We start from the raw sequence: 15481 nt of genomic DNA on the forward strand, positions 1-15481 counted from the left end.
CATGACACAAGACCCCCTGCCCGAGTTGCCCGCTGGTGCTTTCGCGCGGCAGGACGAGGGCGACGATCTCGCTTTCTACGCCCCGCCGCGGCTCGTCACACATATCGACATGGCGGCAGTAGCCGCGTTATCCGCCCGCTACCGTGCCCTTCTGCCATCTGGCGGCCGCATCCTCGACCTCATGTCGAGTTGGGTCAGTCACCTGCCCGCCGATCGCAGCTATGCGGAGGTTGTCTGCCACGGCATGAACGCGCGCGAGCTAGCCGCCAATCCGCAGGCATCCCGTTGGTTCGTGCAGGATCTCAACCGTGATCCCGTGCTCCCGCTCGATGGCGCCGCCTTCGACGCGGCGCTGTGCTGCGTCGGCGTCCAGTATCTGCAGCGCCCCGTCCAGGTCTTCGCCGACGTCCACCGCGTGCTTCGGCCGGTCGCACCCTTCATCATCAGCTTCTCCAATCGCTGCTTCCCGACCAAGGCGGTGGCGATCTGGCGCGCACTTGATCCAGCGGGGCACGCCGCGCTCATCGAATTCTACCTGACACGTGCAGGGTTCAGGGTCAGCATGGTCGAAACACTCGCGGATGGACGACGCAGCGATCCGCTGACTATCGTTGTAGGCCACGCCTGACGTTACAAATTTGATCTTGCCGGCATACAGCTACGACCCAAAGCCGTACGTTCGCGCACCCTTCCGCGCTTCAAAACTTCGGCCATTCGTTAATGTCGATCTTACGGCTCTTCTGGCGAGCAGGTTAAGTCGAGTAGCCCCACTTTTCAGGCCAGCGGGCTTATCGCCCGCTGGCAGAGTTTCTCAAATTTGAGCCAGGCCTCCATCGGTGAACAGCTCACTACCCGTCATGAAGCTGCTGTCGGAGGATGCGAGGAACGCGGCAGCCGCCGCAACTTCGGATGGGTCGCCGACATGGCCGATCGGCGTGGTAGCTCCCATCTCGATCATCGCTTCGCGACCAACAACCTCGGCTGCCAATTCGGTCAGCGTCGGTCCAGGCGACAGGACGTTGACGCGGATACCCGTACCGCGTAAATCCTGCGCCCAGCTACGCGCGAGGTTGCGGACAGCAGCCTTTGAGGCGCTGTACATGCTGAATGCGGGCGTACCCATTACGCCGGTGGTCGACCCGGTGAGGATGATCGATCCGCCCTCACTCATCAGCTGTAGGCCCTTCTGCACCGTGAAGATCGTGCCCTTCACGTTGACGTCGAAGGTCTTGTCAATATGCTCAGCCGTGATCTCGGTGAGCGGCACCAGCGCGCCGGTTCCGGCATTGGCGAACAGGATATCGAGTGTGCCGCGCTCCTGCTTCACGGTGTCGAACAGTTGGTCGAGATCGCCGGCATCGGTCACTGATCCCGCCACTGCACGCGCATTCGCACCGAGCGTAGTCACCGCTGCGTCTAGCTTCGCCTGCCTCCGGCCGAAGATGTAGACGAACGCACCTTCCTCGATGAAGCGCTTTGCCGAGGCGAGGCCAATGCCAGTGCCGCCGCCGGTGATGATCGCAGTCTTGCCTTCAAGTCGGTTCATACGTGCCTCCAGTCCTTGGTTGCACGCAGCTGGCGCTGACCCTACCTAATGGCAAGTATGCACCTTTAGGTAAGTACCAGTATGTCCGAAGACGTCCAGACCACCGCCGTCGAGCCCACTTCGGTTGCTCCTCGCTTCACCTGCGGCCTCGACGCGACCCTGAAAATCATCTCAGGCAAGTGGAAGCCGCTCATTCTGTATTTCCTGTTGCGCGGACCAACGCGCTACGGCGAACTGAAGCGCGCCGTGCGCGATGTCAGCGACAAGGTGCTGATCCAGCAATTAAAGGAGCTGGAAGCGGACGGCGTATTGCGCAGGAACGACTACAAGGAGGTGCCGCCACGCGTTGACTACACGCTGACGCCGCTTGGCCAGAGCCTCGCTCAGGCGCTTGAACCCTTATGCACCTGGGGAACTGATAACATGGTTGAGATGCAGAAGATCTTCGCCGAGCGCGATAGCTGGCTTCGCAAGAAGCACGCCTAACTGCCGCCCGGCAGACGGACGCAAGCGACGGGGCTGGTGCGTTGCTGGCCAATCTGAACGCTTTTGATCGCGCGTTAGGCTGCCGTCAGTTTCGCCGAGGCGACCCAATGGCGGACACTCAGCGCTGTCTCGATCGCCCCATTGTCAGCCATTCGGTGTTGACGATCGCCGAACCAGTTTCCGCGGTTTGTTCATCAACCAGTATAACATCTCTTTCGGACGCGCCGGCTGGCGCCGTTTAGGTGGTTTCAAGGACTTGTCGCAAATCGAGCAATCGGTAGTTTGGATGAGTCTTTCGGGGGGGGGGGCGACAATGCGATACCGTCACGCTTACCGTTGGCTGCTAGCGCTGTTCCCCCTTATTGCTCTCGCTTTCTGGCCCGGTTACTGGGGCCAACTCGGAAGGGCCCCTTTGCTCTGCACGCGCATGGGCTTACGGCCACGGCCTGGCTGATGCTCCTCACGCTGCAAAGCTGGTCCATTCATCAACGTCGAACAGAATGGCATCGTACAGCCGGGCTCGCCACGTTCGTGGTGCTGCCGCTGTTCGCGGCCGCTGGGCCACTTGCGCTGCAGGGGATGGCGAGACTCTGGCGAACTAATGCCGACCCGTTCCACATGGCGTTCGGTTCGCAGCTGGTAGTCGCCGACATAATCGCTGGGCCCACCGTCGTCCTGCTGGTCGTCTACGCTTTTGCACATCGCCGCGAGATGGAGAGGCATGCGGCCGCCATGCTCGCAACAGCGTTGCTCGTTCTTCCGCCAATTATCGGCAGATTGTTTCCTGCCATTCCAGGCTTCCCCAAGGTGGCTGGGCTGGCTTCGGCGGGTTCCGTCTCTCGCTCCAGCTCGCTGAGGGAATTACCTTGGTAATCGCGCTCGGCCTCGCTGGCCGCTCGTCCGCTTCGCGGTTCGGCTTCGGCGTTGCGGGATCGGCCACAGCTGCGCAGATGGTTGGCTTTGAAACGATCGGCCGAACGTCAGCCTGGAACAGATGGGTCACAGTTTTGACCGACATCCCTTCCATGCCCATGGCCCTTGCAGCGGGGTTCGGTGCCACGTTCCTCCTTTGGTGGGCTTGGCGCCAAGGCTCGACTGCTCGACGACCCGCGCACGGGCAAACTGCCGACCGGTTGGTCTGACCCACAAACGGTCATTGAGCGGCCCCGAGCAGATGCCTAAGTTCGGACGTTCATTCATGTTGCAGCATAATGGCATAAGCGCGCGGGGGCAGCCGTTCAGCCGGGGGCGGCAAACAGCTGTCAAAAAGATCTAATTGCGACGGAAGACCTGAAAGCCCGCGAACGACTGAGTCACCGGCATCAATTCAAGTTGGTTGATGTTGAGGTGAGTTGGCAACGATGCGATCCACGAGATGGTTGCCGCAATGTCCGCGGCGGTCATCGGCTCGGTATCTCCGTATAGCGTGTCCGATGCATTCTGGTCGCCGCCGGTGCGCACCAGCGTGAACTCCGTCTCAACCATCCCTAGATCGATCGTGCTGACGCGGACGCCGGTGCCATGCAGGTCCGATCGCAGGTTCAGCGAGAACTGCTGAACGAACGCCTTTGTGCCGCCGTAGACGTTCCCTCCTAGATATGGATAGGTGCCGGCGACCGACGCAATGTTAACGATCGCGCCCTTGCGTGCGATCAGGCCGGGCAGCAGCCGGTGAGTGATCGCGACCAGCGCAGTCACGTTGGTGTCGATCATCGTGCGCCATTGCGAAAGGTCTGATTGCTGCGCGGGCGCGGTGCCGAGTGCGAGGCCAGCATTGTTGACGAGCAGGTCGATCTCGCGAAAGCGCTCCGGCAATCCGGCCAGCGCGGCATCGCGCGCCGCATCGTCCCGGACATCGAAGACTGCGGCGTGCACGCGGTCACCATGCTCATCGACAAGCGCGCTGAGCCGGTCGGCGCGGCGCCCTGTGCCGATCACCTGCCAGCCGGCATCGATCAGTGCCTTCGCGGTCGCGGCGCCGATCCCCGACGTTGCGCCAGTGACGAGGGCGGTCTTCATGGTCGATCTCCTTCCAACTTCTTCGATCCGACGCGTTCGACATTGCCGTCGTATGCGTACGGCGCCACGCTGACGAAGCCATCGCGATTGGGCATCCGGACACGCGGCAGACTCTTCCAATCCAATCGCGTGTCCGCCGCTACGATGCCGTTGCGCCACAGAAGATACGCGACGAGGCCATAGACTTCCGGATCGGCGAGCGACCGGGGCGCGTTCAGCGGCATGGCGCGCCGGATGTAATCGAACAGCGTAGTGGCGTAGGGCCAGTAGCTGCCCACCGTCTTCAGCGGCGTTGCCGACGCAAGCGAGCCGCGGCCGCCAACCAACGGTTCGGCGGCCCCGCCGGTGCCTTCCTCGCCGTGGCACGACGCGCACTTGTTCGCAAAGATCGCGCGCCCGGTCGCGACCGTGCCGCTGCCGGCCGGCAGCCCGCTCCCATCGCTCGCGACGGTGCGATCAAGGCGGCGGATCAGGTCGGCGGCCGCAGGACGTCCCAACGCAGCGCGCGGCACCTGCCCGCTCGCCCCGCTCGCTAAGACAAGTGCTACACCCGCGAGTAGCAGCGCCCCGCGCCTGCCCGGTCCGTCATACATAGACGTGCGCCACTCTTCCCGCCGCGTCGATGGCCCAGCTTTGTACCGCATTGCCGTGGTAGCCCTGCCCGGTCCCGTATTTTGCCAGCCAGAGCGCACGCATCGGCTGTACCGCCCCGGTGTCATCGGTCGCGCGACTCAGCAACACCGCAGGCCCTCCGTTCCACTGCCACGGCATTCGGAAGCGGGTCAGCGCCTTCGGAAGTGCCGTGCCGAGCGCCGCTTCCGCCCAGCTTGCACCACCGTCGGCGGACACTTCGACGGCGCGGACGCACCCTCTGCCCGACCAAGCCAGCCCGCTGATCTCGTGATAACCGCGCCTGGAAAGATCGAGGCCGAACGAGGGATTGAGGATAATCGACTTCACCCCCATGCGGAGCGAGAACATCTCGGCCTTCCCGTCGGGCCGGAGGTCCGTATATTTGGCGGTCTCATCGCGGAAGAACGCGGGCTCGGCGGACACCTTGAGCTGATGCAGCCACTTGATCGACGCATTGCCTTCGATCCCGGGCAGTAGAAGGCGCATGGGATAGCCTTGGGCGGGACGCAGCGGCTCGCCGTTCTGGAACAGCGCGATCATCGCATCGTCGCGACAGATCGACAGCGGTATGCTGCGCGCCATTGCCGCGGCATCAGCACCCTCCGCCTCCACCCACCGCGCGCCGGGCAGCACGCCCGCTTCGTCGAGCAGCGTCGACAGACGAATGCCAGTCCACTCCGCGCACGATAGCAAGCCGTTGAGTTCACCCGCGCTCGCCTGCACCGGTTGGGCGGCGCTCAAGGCGCGGCTGTTGCCCGAACATTCGATGAAGAGCAGGCGGCTCTCGCGCGGGTAACGCAACAGATCCTCGTAGCGGAAGACCAGCGGTCGTTGGACGAGGCCGTGCAGCAGCAATTCGTGCGTTCGCGCCTCGATCGCAGGAATGCCATTGTGATGGCGTTCGAAATGCACGTCATTGGGCGTGATCGTGCCTTCGAGAAGCTGGAGCGGCGTGCGCGACGAACCCGTGCCGGGGAAAGGAAGGTCGGGAACGATCCGCCGGATCCGCTCGGCCGCCGCGCCGCGCACGCCGAGCGGCGACAGCGGCGCACCAATCTCCAGCGTCGATGCCGGGGAAGCGAACTGCGCGCTCGCCTCTCCGGCCATCAATCCGGCCGCGCCTGTCGCGCTCCACCGCAGCAAGGCGCGCCGGTGCAACAGGCCACCGCCAGCAACCCGCTCCTCACCGATCTCCGCCACCATCGATCCCGTCAAGCCGCCGTCGCCGCTTCGTGCGTTACCGCGGCATGGGCCGGTCCGTCGCGGAGCAGCGGCAGCAACTGCTCGCCCTGACGACCGATCTCGGCGAGATAGGGTGTGTCGGAGAGCACGAACGTCGTGACACCCAGATCGCGATATTTGCGCAGCGCGCTCGCGACCTCTTCCGCCGAACCGACCAGCCAGGTCGTGCCCGCCCCACCTCCGCCATAGCGGCCCGGGGCCGTGTAGAGATTATCGTCGAGCACCTCGCCGCGGCGGTGCAGATCGAGAAGACGCTGCTGACCAACTGCCTTGGCACGCCGATGCTCGTCGATCTGGCCCTGCGCCGCAGCCATCTCATCGACTTTGGCCTCGGCATCGGCCCAAGCCCTTTCGCTCGTGTCGCGCACTAACGTGGTGATGCGCAGCCCGAACTCCAGCGGCGGCAGGTCGCGATCGAGATCGCGGCTCAGGCGCTTCAATCGCTCGATCCGCTCCGCCACGCCGTCCAGCGGCTCGCCCCAGAACAGCTGCACATCCGCCTCGGTCGCCGCCACACGCTCGGCCGCGGGTGACGCCCCGCCGAAATATAGGCGCGGGTGGCGCCGCAATCCCTGCGAAGTCTGGCGCGGCGTGATCCGCGGCGTCACTGTCGAACCGGCGACCTGGAAATGCTCGCCCTCGAAGGTTACGTCCTGCTCGGCCCACAGCCGGCGCACCAGGCGCATGAACTCCTTGGTCCGGCCATAGCGATGCGCCTGGTCTCCTTCGCTGTCACCATAGGCGGCAAGGTTGTCCTGCCCGGAGACGATGTTGATCCGCACGCGCCCGCCGCTCAATTGGTCGAGCGTCGCCGCCGCGGAGGCGAAGTTCGCCGGCCGCCAGTAACCCGGCCGGATCGCGATCAGCGGTTCGAAACGCGTCGTCCGCGCGGCGAGCGCGGTGGCAATGGTGAAGGTGTCGGGCCGCCCCCAACTGGTCCCGATCAATGCGCCGTCCCAGCCGTGCTCCTCAAGCGCCAGCGCATAGCGGGTCAGCGTGTCGAGGCTGGCGGGATCGCCGTCCACGATATCGCCGCGATGACCGCCCTCGGTTTGGTTGGGAATGTACCAGAGATATTCGGATAAGTTCGACATGGAAGGAACTCCGTGCTGGCAGGATCGGGAAAACTGGCTAATCGAGGTGGAAGCCGAGGCGTTCGAGCGCCGCACGCAGGAGGTCGCGGCCGGCCAGCGCGTCGGGACCGCGGACGCGCTGCGCGGCCTGTTCGCTCCAGTCGCGCTCGGGCATGTTCTGCTCGCGCTGGAAGGTGCGCAGTCGCAGGTCGTAGGCGGCGAGTGCCGGCGCGGCATCGTCGGCGCCGTAGCGTTCGCGGAACAGCACCGCATCCTGCGGCAGCCGCGGTTTGACGGCGGCCAGCGCACCCGGATCGGGAAATCCGACCGTCAGTCCGAACAATGCAAAGGTGCGCGGTGGCAGCCCGAGTTCGGCCGCGACCTCGACGGGCCGGTTGCGGATGCCGCCGATGTAGCAGCCGCCGAGCCCAAGTGATTCCAGCGCTACGACGGCATTCTGCGCGGCAAGCGCCGTATCAACCGCGCCGAGCAGGAAGCTCTCGAGAAAGTGCAGCCCGTCCGCGGGAACGCTTTGCCACGCGCCGTTCTGTGCCAGGCGATGATGGTCGACGATCCAGAGCAGGAACAGCGGTGCCTGAAGGATCTGCCGTTGATCGCCTGCCAGTGCCGCGAGCCGGGCCTTGCGGATCGGGTCCTCGACCGCGACGACGCTCCACGGCTGCAGGTTGGAGGAGGTCGGCGCGGATTGTGCCGCCGCGATGAGCAACCCGATCGTCCCGGCCGGGATCGCGTCGGGCAAATAGGCGCGGACCGAGCGGTGCGACAGCAGGGCGTCGATCACGTCGCTCCCCGCGCATGGCGGATCGATCGGCATGCGATAGCGGTCGTGGAGGAGAGAGGCGGCCGCCGGGGCGGCGGCGGATCGCAGCGCCTCAGCCATGGTAACCACCGATCGCGGCGATCGGATGGGCGTCGTCCAGCTCGACCGGCACGTCCTCGACGCCGAGCAGCTTGCGGAGCAACACCCGCAATTCGGCGATCCGGGCGTGTCGCGCCACGCCGCCGGCCGGCAGGCCCACGGCCAGGTCGGCGACCAGCAGCCCGTCACCGAGCAGGACGATGCGGTCGGCGAGCAAAATCGCCTCGTCGATGTCGTGCGTCACCAGCAACACGGCCGGATCGTGGCGCTCCGACAAGCGGCGCAGCAGCGCGTGCATCTGGATGCGGGTCAAGGCGTCTAGGGCACCAAACGGCTCGTCGGCGAGTAGCAGGTCGGGCTCGCGCACCAGCGCACGCGCCAGCGCCACCCGCTGCTGCTCGCCGCCCGACAGTTCGTGCGGCCACGCCTGCTCGCGCCCGGCCAGCCCGACCTCGCGCAGCGCCTCGCGTCCGCGATCGCGCCGCCCCGACACCCCCAGCAGCACGTTGTCGAGCACCCGCATCCAAGGCAGCAGCCGCGCATCCTGGAAGATGACCGACAACCGCTCGGGCAAGCTGATCTCCCCACTGCCCTCCGCCTCGTGGTCGATCCCGGCGAGCGCGCGCAACAGCGTACTCTTGCCCGATCCGCTACGCCCCAGCAGCGCGACGAACTCTCCCGGCGCGATGTCGAGATCGAGGCCGTTCAGTACGCCCTTGCGCGTGAAGGTGCGGACCAGCTCGCGGACCCGCACCGCGGGCGGCAGGACCGGCGCGCTCATCGGCCGAGCGTCCGGCGCCAGCGCAACGCGCGACGCTCGATCTGGCGCACCAGCGCGTCCGATCCGAAGCCGAGCAGCGCGTAGACGACCAGCCCGACCAGCATCACGTCGCTTTGCGCGTAATTGCGCGCCAGCGTGACCATGTAGCCGATCCCGCTGGTGGCGTTCAGCTGCTCGACCACCACCAGCGCCAGCCACGACGAGGTCACGCCAAACCGCAAGCCGGTTAGGAAACCGGGCAGCGACCCCGGCACAACGACGTGCCGCAGGAACTGCCAGCGGCTCAGCCGCACCGTCTCGGCCAGCTCGACATGCCGGATGTCGATCGCGCGCAACGCGTTATGCGTGTTGATGTAGACCGGGAAGAAGACGGCGGTGGCGATCAGCGTCACCTTCATCGTCTCGCCGATGCCCAGCCACAGGATCATGAACGGGATCAGCGCCAGCGTCGGGATGCCGCGCTTGATCTGCACCAATCCGTCGATCACGTAGCCGCCGAGCAGCGACAGCCCGGAAAGAATCGCCAGCGTCGCGCCGACCGCCACGCCGAGCGCCAGCCCCGCCATCGCGCGCCACGTGGAAACGGCAAGATGGTCCTGCAGACGCCCGTCGCGGATCAGCTCCGCCGCCGTCGTCACCGCGGCCCACGGCGCGGGCAACATGCGCGGATCGAGCCAGCCGGTCGCCGAGAGGACGGCCCAGTACAGCAGCAGCAGCAGCGGGCCGAGCACCGTGCCATAACGCAGCGGCGTGCCGGGCCCAAGCCGCGGTTGCGCAGCCGGCGTCGACGCCAACCGGGCACGCGGCCGGTTCGCCTCGTGCACTCGCAGGCGCAGGTCTTCCGAATAAGCGTTCATGAGCGCGTTCCTCCCCGCGCGGCTGCGTCACCCGCGATGGTCTCGAAGCGATGGTCGAACAGCGTCGCGGCATCGAGGCGCGGACGCTTCGTCTCCGGCGCAAGCGTGTCGATCGTCGCCTGTTCGTAGGCGGTCGCCCCCGACCAGTCGCGCGGCACCGCGACGTTGGTGAGGTAGCGGGCAGAGACGAGCGCATCTGCCGCTGGCAGGCCGCGCTTGCCGGTGAAATAGCCGCGCGCGAGTTCATCGGGATGCGCATTGGCCCACGCCTGCGCCAGCCCCCAGTAACGAACGAACACGCGCAATGCCGCCACCTTGCCGGGGTTGGCCAAGGTGGATTCGGGGACATAGACGTTGGTGCCGTCGTCGCGGAACGCGGGATGTGGGAGGACGCGCCCGCCGTCGCGGCCGTAATCGCGCAGATAGCGCTGCGCGACGAGGTCGTTGCGGATCGGTGCGACGTCGACAGCGCCGGACGCCAGCGCATTGGTATAGACGTCGCCGCCAGTGCTCGACGGCAATTCAACCAGCGTCACCTCGTCCCGGCGGATCCCGACCGCCTTCAGCGTCTCGATGACGATCTGACCCTGCACCTGGCTCGGGCTGTAGGCGATCCGCTTGCCGCGCAGGTTCGCCAGCGTACGGATCCCAGCCTTGGGTGCGATACCGAAGACCCAGGCCTGGCGGCGGTCGCGGTCAGCATATTCGCGGAAGGCAACGATGCGCGCCGGGATGCCCATCCACACCGCGTGGATCGGCGGGACGCTCGCGCCGAAGCCGACGTCGAGCACCCCGGCGTGAAATGCCTCGGTCACGTCGGGACCGCCGGTGATCTCCGCCCATTCGATACGAAACGGCAGGTTCTTCTCCCAACCGTTATGCTCGAAGATCCAGCGCGTGACCGGATCACCGACCCGCAGCACCACGCCGGGGGGACGCGCTCCGGAAGCGGGGCATCCAGCGCATGGCCCGCCGCCTTGCCGTCGGCCCGCCATGCCGGCGCAAAGGCCACCAGCAAAGCGATTGACCCGGCCACGACGCTCGCCAAGCCGGCCGAGCCTGCCGGCCACCGCGAGGCGGATCCCGGCATTACGCGAGTGCCGCCACGGGCGCAGGCGGCACTGCCTTCATCTGCTCCGCCGGATAGCGGTCGCCGAACGTGGTGCCGTGCGGGAAGGCCGCGTCCAGCTGGTCGATCGTCCCGGCGTCCAGCCGAAGATCGTTGGCTGCCCAATTCTCCTCGAGATGGCAGATGTGGCGCGTACCGGGTATCGGCACCACGCCTTTGGCGAGGACCCAGGCAAGACTGATCTGCGCGGGCGACGCGTGCAGCCGCTCGGCCACATCCTCGATCGTACGGCGTCGACGCGTGTTGGCGGCGACCGCTTCGGCCTCGAACCGTGGATGGATACGCCGCCGGTCATGGTCCTCGGTCGGCCCGGTGCCGGCCAAGAAACCGCGTCCCAGCGGGCTATAGCCGACGAAACCGATGCCCAGCGCGCGTGTCGTCGGCAGGATCTCGGCCTCGACCTCGCGCGTCCAGAGCGAATATTCGCTTTGCAGCGCCGTCAGCGGGGTGACGGCATGCGCCGCGCGAATCTGCGCCGCGCTCGCTTCCGACACGCCGACGCCGCCGATCTTGCCCTCGTCACGAAGCCGGCCAAGCTCGCCGACCGATTCCTCGATCGGCACCGCCGGATCAACGCGGTGCAAATAATAGAGGTCGATGTGGTCGGTGCCGAGCCGCCGCAGGCTGGCCTCGACCGCGTCGCGCGCCGCCACGCGGCGTCCTTCGCCCCCTGCCCGTGGGTGAACTTGCTGGCGATGACGAGCCCGTCACGGCGTCCGGCGATCGCGCGCCCAAGCAATTCCTCGTTATGCCCTTTGCCATAGGCGCTGGCGGTGTCGAAGAAGGTCACGCCGAGGTCGATCGCTCGGTGCAGCGTACGGATCGACTCTGCTTCATCCGCCTGCCCGTACACGGACGACAGCCCCATCGCGCCAAACCCCTGCGCGCTCGTTTGCAGTGTCCCGATGGTCGCCATGTTTGTCTCCCGACTGGATGGCGCGAGTGTCGGCGCACCTCGAAAAAGCCGCGACGCAGAAAAACTTCGCCATCCGCGTAGATTTCCTAGTTAATCGATAGGGATTCAACAAGGCAGAATTCCTACTGATTTGATAGGAATGTTGAAGCAGGGGGTTCTTGAATGATTGTATCGGCTGTGCCGGCCATGCTGCTGGCGTCCGCGGCGACGATCGCCTCGCCATCGGCCGCACCGGCGCCTGATATCCTACCCGATGAGGTCACCCGCGACGTCGTGCCCGACGATGCGGACGCCGGCACCGGCGAGGTCGTCGTCACCGCTCGTCGGCGCAGCGAAAACATCCGCGACGTGCCGATCTCGATCCAGGCCATCAGCGGGGAGACGCTGGAGCGCAAGGGAACCATCGACCTTCAGAACATCATCGAGCAGACCCCTGGGCTGAACGCTGCCGGCGCCAATCCGCGCAACTTCTCGATCACAATCCGCGGCATCGGCTACGCCCCGACCGCGGCGGACGGGCTGGACAATGCGATCGGGGTCTACTTCGACGGCGTCTATCAGGCGCGACCGGGGCAGGTGCTGCAGGATCTGGTCGACGTGCAGAGTTTCGAGGTGCTGCGCGGGCCGCAGGGTACGCTGTTCGGGCGCAACGCCGCGGCCGGTGCGCTCAACATCACCTTCAACAAGCCGAGCTTCACGTCCAGCCATTCGGTTGAGCTGTCCTACGGCCGCTACGATTTCGCGCAGGCCAAGGTCATCCTGACCGGCCCGATCTCCGATACCGTCGCATTCCGGACGGTCGCCTTCGGGACGCGCGCCGACGGCTGGATCGACACGCCGCTTCGTCCCGGCTTCCGCGCCGCCGCGCTGCGAAAGGGCATCTACGCTCCCACTGCCACCGACGAGACGACCACCGCCGGCATCGGGCGCTGGGGCGTGCGGCAACAGATCCTGATCGACGAAGGCGCGCTGAAGGTGAACATCGCCGGCGACCTCAATATCGAACGCGACAGTTCAGCCGGGTTCAGTTCGGGCGGCGGGATCGTCGAACTGTTCGGACCGGGCAACTGGGGGATCAACACCACCGCGGCGCAACGCACCCGCGTGACGAATGCACGCAATGCGCTGGCGCGGCTGGCCGACTTCGGCGGCGTGCAGAACTGGGTGCCCGCCGTCGATCCTCGCGCGAACATCACGAACAACTACAACCAGATGCGCACCACCAACGCGGGCATTTCGGTGACTAGCGATTATGATGCCGGGTGGGCGGGGCTGACCTCGATCATCGCATGGCGGCGGTGGTCGTTCGATCCGCCGCAGGACAGTGACAGCTCGCCAATCGACATCTACCAGAACATGGCGATCAGCCACAGCGACCAGTTTAGCCAAGAGCTTCGGCTGGCCTCATCAGGGCGAAAGACGATCGACTGGCAGGTCGGCGCCTTCTTCTATTATTCCCGGTTGGAGGATCATTACGTCATCCATCAGTTCGGCGCGGACGTGATCCCGTGGTACAATGCATACAACACCGTGGCGGGCACCCCCATCGCCCCAATCCCGCTGTCCTTCCGCGACCAACTGACCGGCACGCAGATCATCGAGGACACGACGGTCGAGAACTGGACCGCCGCCGCCTACGGGCAGGCGACCTGGCATGTCACCGATGCACTCGATCTGACCGGCGGGCTTCGCTATACCTACGACCGCAAGCGTGGCAGCAGCCCCGTCGACACCAGCCAGCTTCCCCGGACGCTGCCGACCGGCATTACCAACGCGCAACTGCTGGCCTTCTACAATGCGATCGACGCGGTGCAGCGCAACGCCGGGCGCGCCTACACCGTACCAGGTTACCCCACCGCGGTCGCGGCGACCGGCTACCCGCTCGACATCGGCACCTCGAACGATAATCTGTCGGGGACGGCGAGCGTCTCCTATAAGGTCAGTCCTGAGGTCACGACTTATCTGACCTACGCTACCGGGTTCCAGGCCGGCGGCTTGGATCTGAACAATCGCGCGCTCAACCCTCTCGCGCCCCCGGTGCAGCCGACCACGACGACGAATATCGAGGCGGGTATCAAGGCCGCCCTGCTCGGCGGACGGGTGACGCTGTCGCTTGCGGCCTATCGGGAGAAGCTGAAGGGATTTCAGACCTCGGTGTCGTTCATTCTACCCGACGGCACGCCGCAGCGCGGAGCGACCAATGTCGGTGACATTCGCGCGCGCGGCATCGAGTGGAGCGTGGACGCCAAGCTCGGCGCGGGCATTCGATTGACCTTAGACGGTAATTACAACGACGCGATTTACACGCGTGCGCCCTCGCTTCCCGCACCCGCCGAGCTCAGTTACAACGGAGTCGCCAACATCGACGCAGCGGGTCAACGCGCGCCCTATGCGCCGAAGTGGGCGTTGTCCGTCACGCCCTCTTGGGACCTGCGCGTCAGCGGCCGAACGACGTTCTACAGCGACGCGCAGTACAGCTTCGCGTCGTCTTACGGCACCGGCGTCACCCAGTCGATCTACACGCAGGTGCCAAGCCAGTCGAACCTGAACCTGCGGGCAGGTCTTCGGCTCGACGACGGCAAATATGACATCTCGCTTTTCGCCAACAACGCGACGAACGAACGGAACATCATCTCGCAGGCATTGCTGGCCGCGCCGTCCGGAGCGGGTGTGACCGCTTACCTGGGGCGCACGGTCAATTATAATCAGCCGGCGCGGTATGGTTTGACGTTCCGCGCGCGATATTGAAGAGCCATCAAGATCAAAGATCCAGCCGCGCATGGGCATTGATTGAAGTATTAGACATCATCTACTCGTACGAACGCGCAGCTTCGATTAGACAAAATAGCCAACTTGACCCAGGTTCGGTTGTCTAACGATTGCGAGGCGGGAACCGGAATCGGCCACTCTTTCAGGGATACCGCCGGTCAATTAGCCACATTGCTAAACCGCCGGTTTACCGTGCCTCCGTATGCTCGTTTAGCAGTCTGGTTCGGTGGAGATGATCAATGGGTCACTCGTCGATGGATCCCGCTTTCCGTGAACTTCGACCTTGGAACGAAGGCCGGCTAATTGGTGCGAAGCGCGCGCTGAAACAGCAACAGGTATGGGCCATTCGCTTCTGGCTCGACCAGCATAAACGACTGCGCGACCGAGCGCTGTTCGACTTTGCGATCGACAGCAAGCTGCGCGGTTGTGATGTGGTCAGGGTGCGGATCGGAGATGTAGTTTCTGGCGGGCGCGTCCGAGCCCGCGCTGTCGTGGTTCAGCAGAAGACCAAACGGCCGGTCCAGTTCGAACTGATGGACACTGCACGAAAGACGATGCGGGCATGGCTGGAGCGTCGCGGCGGAACCTTGAACGACTTCGTCTTTCCAAGCCGCAACGACTACATGGGCCATATGAGCACGCGGCAATATGCCCGCCTCGTGCACGAGTGGGTTATCGGCATCGGCCTTCCGGCTCAAGATTACGGGACCCACTCGCTTCGGCGCACGAAAGCGTCGATCATCTACAAGGCAACCGGCAATCTCCGCGCCGTTCAGATCCTCCTCGGCCATGCCAAGATCGACAGCACAGTGCGCTACTTGGGCGTCGACGTTGAGGACGCTTTGGAACTGGCTGAACGCACTGAGGTCTGAGCAGAAAGACCCACTTCCGGCCATTCATCAGCATTGTTATTCTAACCGAGAACTGACGCTCGTTCATCAGGGTTGGCGACGTCCGCCATGCTCTGCCTGGGCCGCCAACGACGCTTGATCGCCAACTCCAGGCCAGAGCAAAGCCGTAATGCACAATGAGGTATCCACGAGCAGTCGGTAAGAGCAGCGAGATGCTAGTGCCGACACTGGTCACGCAAAAAGACGAAGCCCAGCAGAAAGGGTTAAGCAAGGAGCACGTGAGGAGCTGCAAGTCCAAG

At 65.1% G+C, this 15481-nt stretch carries 15 protein-coding genes and 1 pseudogene; 5 read left to right on the plus strand and 11 right to left on the minus strand.

Annotated elements, in window-relative coordinates:
• Nucleotide 1: 1 nt before the first annotated feature.
• Nucleotides 2-628, plus strand: coding sequence for a class I SAM-dependent methyltransferase (locus QP166_RS13045; protein ID WP_333916290.1), 627 nt, complete (start codon nucleotides 2-4; stop codon nucleotides 626-628).
• Nucleotides 629-811: 183 nt separating this feature from the next.
• Here the strand turns inward: QP166_RS13045 and QP166_RS13050 are convergent, their stop codons facing one another.
• Nucleotides 812-1546: an SDR family NAD(P)-dependent oxidoreductase gene (locus QP166_RS13050; protein WP_333916291.1), complete on the minus strand. Its 735-nt coding sequence runs from the start codon at nucleotides 1544-1546 to the stop codon at nucleotides 812-814.
• 81 nt (nucleotides 1547-1627) lie between these two features.
• Between QP166_RS13050 and QP166_RS13055 the strand changes: the two genes are divergently transcribed.
• Together QP166_RS13055 and QP166_RS13060 are read left to right on the plus strand one after the other, a co-directional pair.
• Complete coding sequence (locus QP166_RS13055; protein ID WP_333916292.1) at nucleotides 1628-2032, plus strand: winged helix-turn-helix transcriptional regulator; 405 nt, start codon at nucleotides 1628-1630, stop codon at nucleotides 2030-2032.
• Nucleotides 2033-2485: 453 nt separating this feature from the next.
• On the plus strand, nucleotides 2486-2905 hold the full coding sequence (locus QP166_RS13060) for a hypothetical protein (RefSeq protein ID WP_333916293.1): 420 nt from the start codon (nucleotides 2486-2488) through the stop codon (nucleotides 2903-2905).
• A gap of 399 nt (nucleotides 2906-3304) precedes the next feature.
• Here QP166_RS13060 and QP166_RS13065 read toward each other — a convergent pair whose 3' ends face one another.
• The 10 genes and pseudogenes from QP166_RS13065 to QP166_RS13110 form a co-directional block, all read right to left on the minus strand.
• Nucleotides 3305-4051: an SDR family NAD(P)-dependent oxidoreductase gene (locus QP166_RS13065; RefSeq protein ID WP_333916294.1), complete on the minus strand. Its 747-nt coding sequence runs from the start codon at nucleotides 4049-4051 to the stop codon at nucleotides 3305-3307.
• Complete coding sequence (locus tag QP166_RS13070; protein WP_333916295.1) at nucleotides 4048-4548, minus strand: c-type cytochrome; 501 nt, start codon at nucleotides 4546-4548, stop codon at nucleotides 4048-4050. The genes QP166_RS13065 and QP166_RS13070 overlap by 4 nt, the downstream gene beginning before the upstream one ends.
• A gap of 88 nt (nucleotides 4549-4636) precedes the next feature.
• The gene (gene soxC / locus QP166_RS13075; RefSeq protein ID WP_333916296.1) at nucleotides 4637-5899 is read right to left on the minus strand and encodes a sulfite dehydrogenase; all 1263 of its coding nucleotides are present in this window, start codon (nucleotides 5897-5899) and stop codon (nucleotides 4637-4639) included.
• The gene (locus QP166_RS13080) at nucleotides 5896-7020 is read right to left on the minus strand and encodes an LLM class flavin-dependent oxidoreductase (protein WP_333916297.1); all 1125 of its coding nucleotides are present in this window, start codon (nucleotides 7018-7020) and stop codon (nucleotides 5896-5898) included. The genes soxC and QP166_RS13080 overlap by 4 nt, the downstream gene beginning before the upstream one ends.
• A gap of 37 nt (nucleotides 7021-7057) precedes the next feature.
• The gene (locus QP166_RS13085) at nucleotides 7058-7900 is read right to left on the minus strand and encodes an NADPH-dependent oxidoreductase (RefSeq protein WP_333916298.1); all 843 of its coding nucleotides are present in this window, start codon (nucleotides 7898-7900) and stop codon (nucleotides 7058-7060) included.
• Nucleotides 7893-8660 carry an ABC transporter ATP-binding protein gene (locus QP166_RS13090; protein ID WP_333916299.1) on the minus strand — a complete coding sequence of 256 codons (768 nt, stop codon included), beginning with the start codon at nucleotides 8658-8660 and terminating at the stop codon, nucleotides 7893-7895. The genes QP166_RS13085 and QP166_RS13090 overlap by 8 nt, the downstream gene beginning before the upstream one ends.
• Nucleotides 8657-9517, minus strand: coding sequence for an ABC transporter permease (locus tag QP166_RS13095; protein WP_333916300.1), 861 nt, complete (start codon nucleotides 9515-9517; stop codon nucleotides 8657-8659). Before QP166_RS13095 ends, QP166_RS13090 begins: the two co-directional genes overlap by 4 nt.
• Complete coding sequence (locus QP166_RS13100; RefSeq protein ID WP_333916301.1) at nucleotides 9514-10443, minus strand: ABC transporter substrate-binding protein; 930 nt, start codon at nucleotides 10441-10443, stop codon at nucleotides 9514-9516. Before QP166_RS13100 ends, QP166_RS13095 begins: the two co-directional genes overlap by 4 nt.
• Before the next feature lie 163 nt (nucleotides 10444-10606).
• Entirely contained in the window at nucleotides 10607-11299 is a 693-nt protein-coding gene (locus QP166_RS13105; RefSeq protein ID WP_333916302.1) for an aldo/keto reductase, read from the minus strand.
• Nucleotides 11300-11358: 59 nt separating this feature from the next.
• A pseudogene (locus QP166_RS13110) lies at nucleotides 11359-11562 on the minus strand (aldo/keto reductase); the annotation flags it as partial.
• 162 nt (nucleotides 11563-11724) lie between these two features.
• On the opposite strand from QP166_RS13110, the gene QP166_RS13115 reads away from it, so the two are divergent.
• On the plus strand, nucleotides 11725-14310 hold the full coding sequence (locus QP166_RS13115; protein WP_333916303.1) for a TonB-dependent receptor: 2586 nt from the start codon (nucleotides 11725-11727) through the stop codon (nucleotides 14308-14310).
• 275 nt (nucleotides 14311-14585) lie between these two features.
• Nucleotides 14586-15203, plus strand: a complete 618-nt coding sequence (locus QP166_RS13120) for a tyrosine-type recombinase/integrase (RefSeq protein ID WP_333916304.1) — start codon at nucleotides 14586-14588, stop codon at nucleotides 15201-15203.
• Nucleotides 15204-15481: the final 278 nt, after the last annotated feature.

This window comes from Sphingomonas sp. LR60 (genome assembly GCF_036855935.1).
Taxonomy (GTDB): Bacteria; Pseudomonadota; Alphaproteobacteria; order Sphingomonadales; family Sphingomonadaceae; genus Sphingomonas.

Bases quoted from the DNA above. Each gene is read 5' to 3' on its own strand.
- QP166_RS13050 (WP_333916291.1), bottom strand. From the start codon at position 1,546: ATGAACCGACTTGAAGGCAAGACTGCGATCATCACCGGCGGCGGCACT.
- QP166_RS13060 (WP_333916293.1), top strand. From the start codon at position 2,486: ATGCTCCTCACGCTGCAAAGCTGGTCCATTCATCAACGTCGAACAGAA.
- QP166_RS13120 (WP_333916304.1), top strand. From the start codon at position 14,586: ATGGATCCCGCTTTCCGTGAACTTCGACCTTGGAACGAAGGCCGGCTA.
- QP166_RS13045 (WP_333916290.1), top strand. From the start codon at position 2: ATGACACAAGACCCCCTGCCCGAGTTGCCCGCTGGTGCTTTCGCGCGG.
- QP166_RS13085 (WP_333916298.1), bottom strand. From the start codon at position 7,900: ATGGCTGAGGCGCTGCGATCCGCCGCCGCCCCGGCGGCCGCCTCTCTC.
- QP166_RS13095 (WP_333916300.1), bottom strand. From the start codon at position 9,517: ATGAACGCTTATTCGGAAGACCTGCGCCTGCGAGTGCACGAGGCGAAC.
- QP166_RS13115 (WP_333916303.1), top strand. From the start codon at position 11,725: ATGATTGTATCGGCTGTGCCGGCCATGCTGCTGGCGTCCGCGGCGACG.
- QP166_RS13090 (WP_333916299.1), bottom strand. From the start codon at position 8,660: ATGAGCGCGCCGGTCCTGCCGCCCGCGGTGCGGGTCCGCGAGCTGGTC.
- QP166_RS13055 (WP_333916292.1), top strand. From the start codon at position 1,628: ATGTCCGAAGACGTCCAGACCACCGCCGTCGAGCCCACTTCGGTTGCT.
- QP166_RS13065 (WP_333916294.1), bottom strand. From the start codon at position 4,051: ATGAAGACCGCCCTCGTCACTGGCGCAACGTCGGGGATCGGCGCCGCG.
- QP166_RS13080 (WP_333916297.1), bottom strand. From the start codon at position 7,020: ATGTCGAACTTATCCGAATATCTCTGGTACATTCCCAACCAAACCGAG.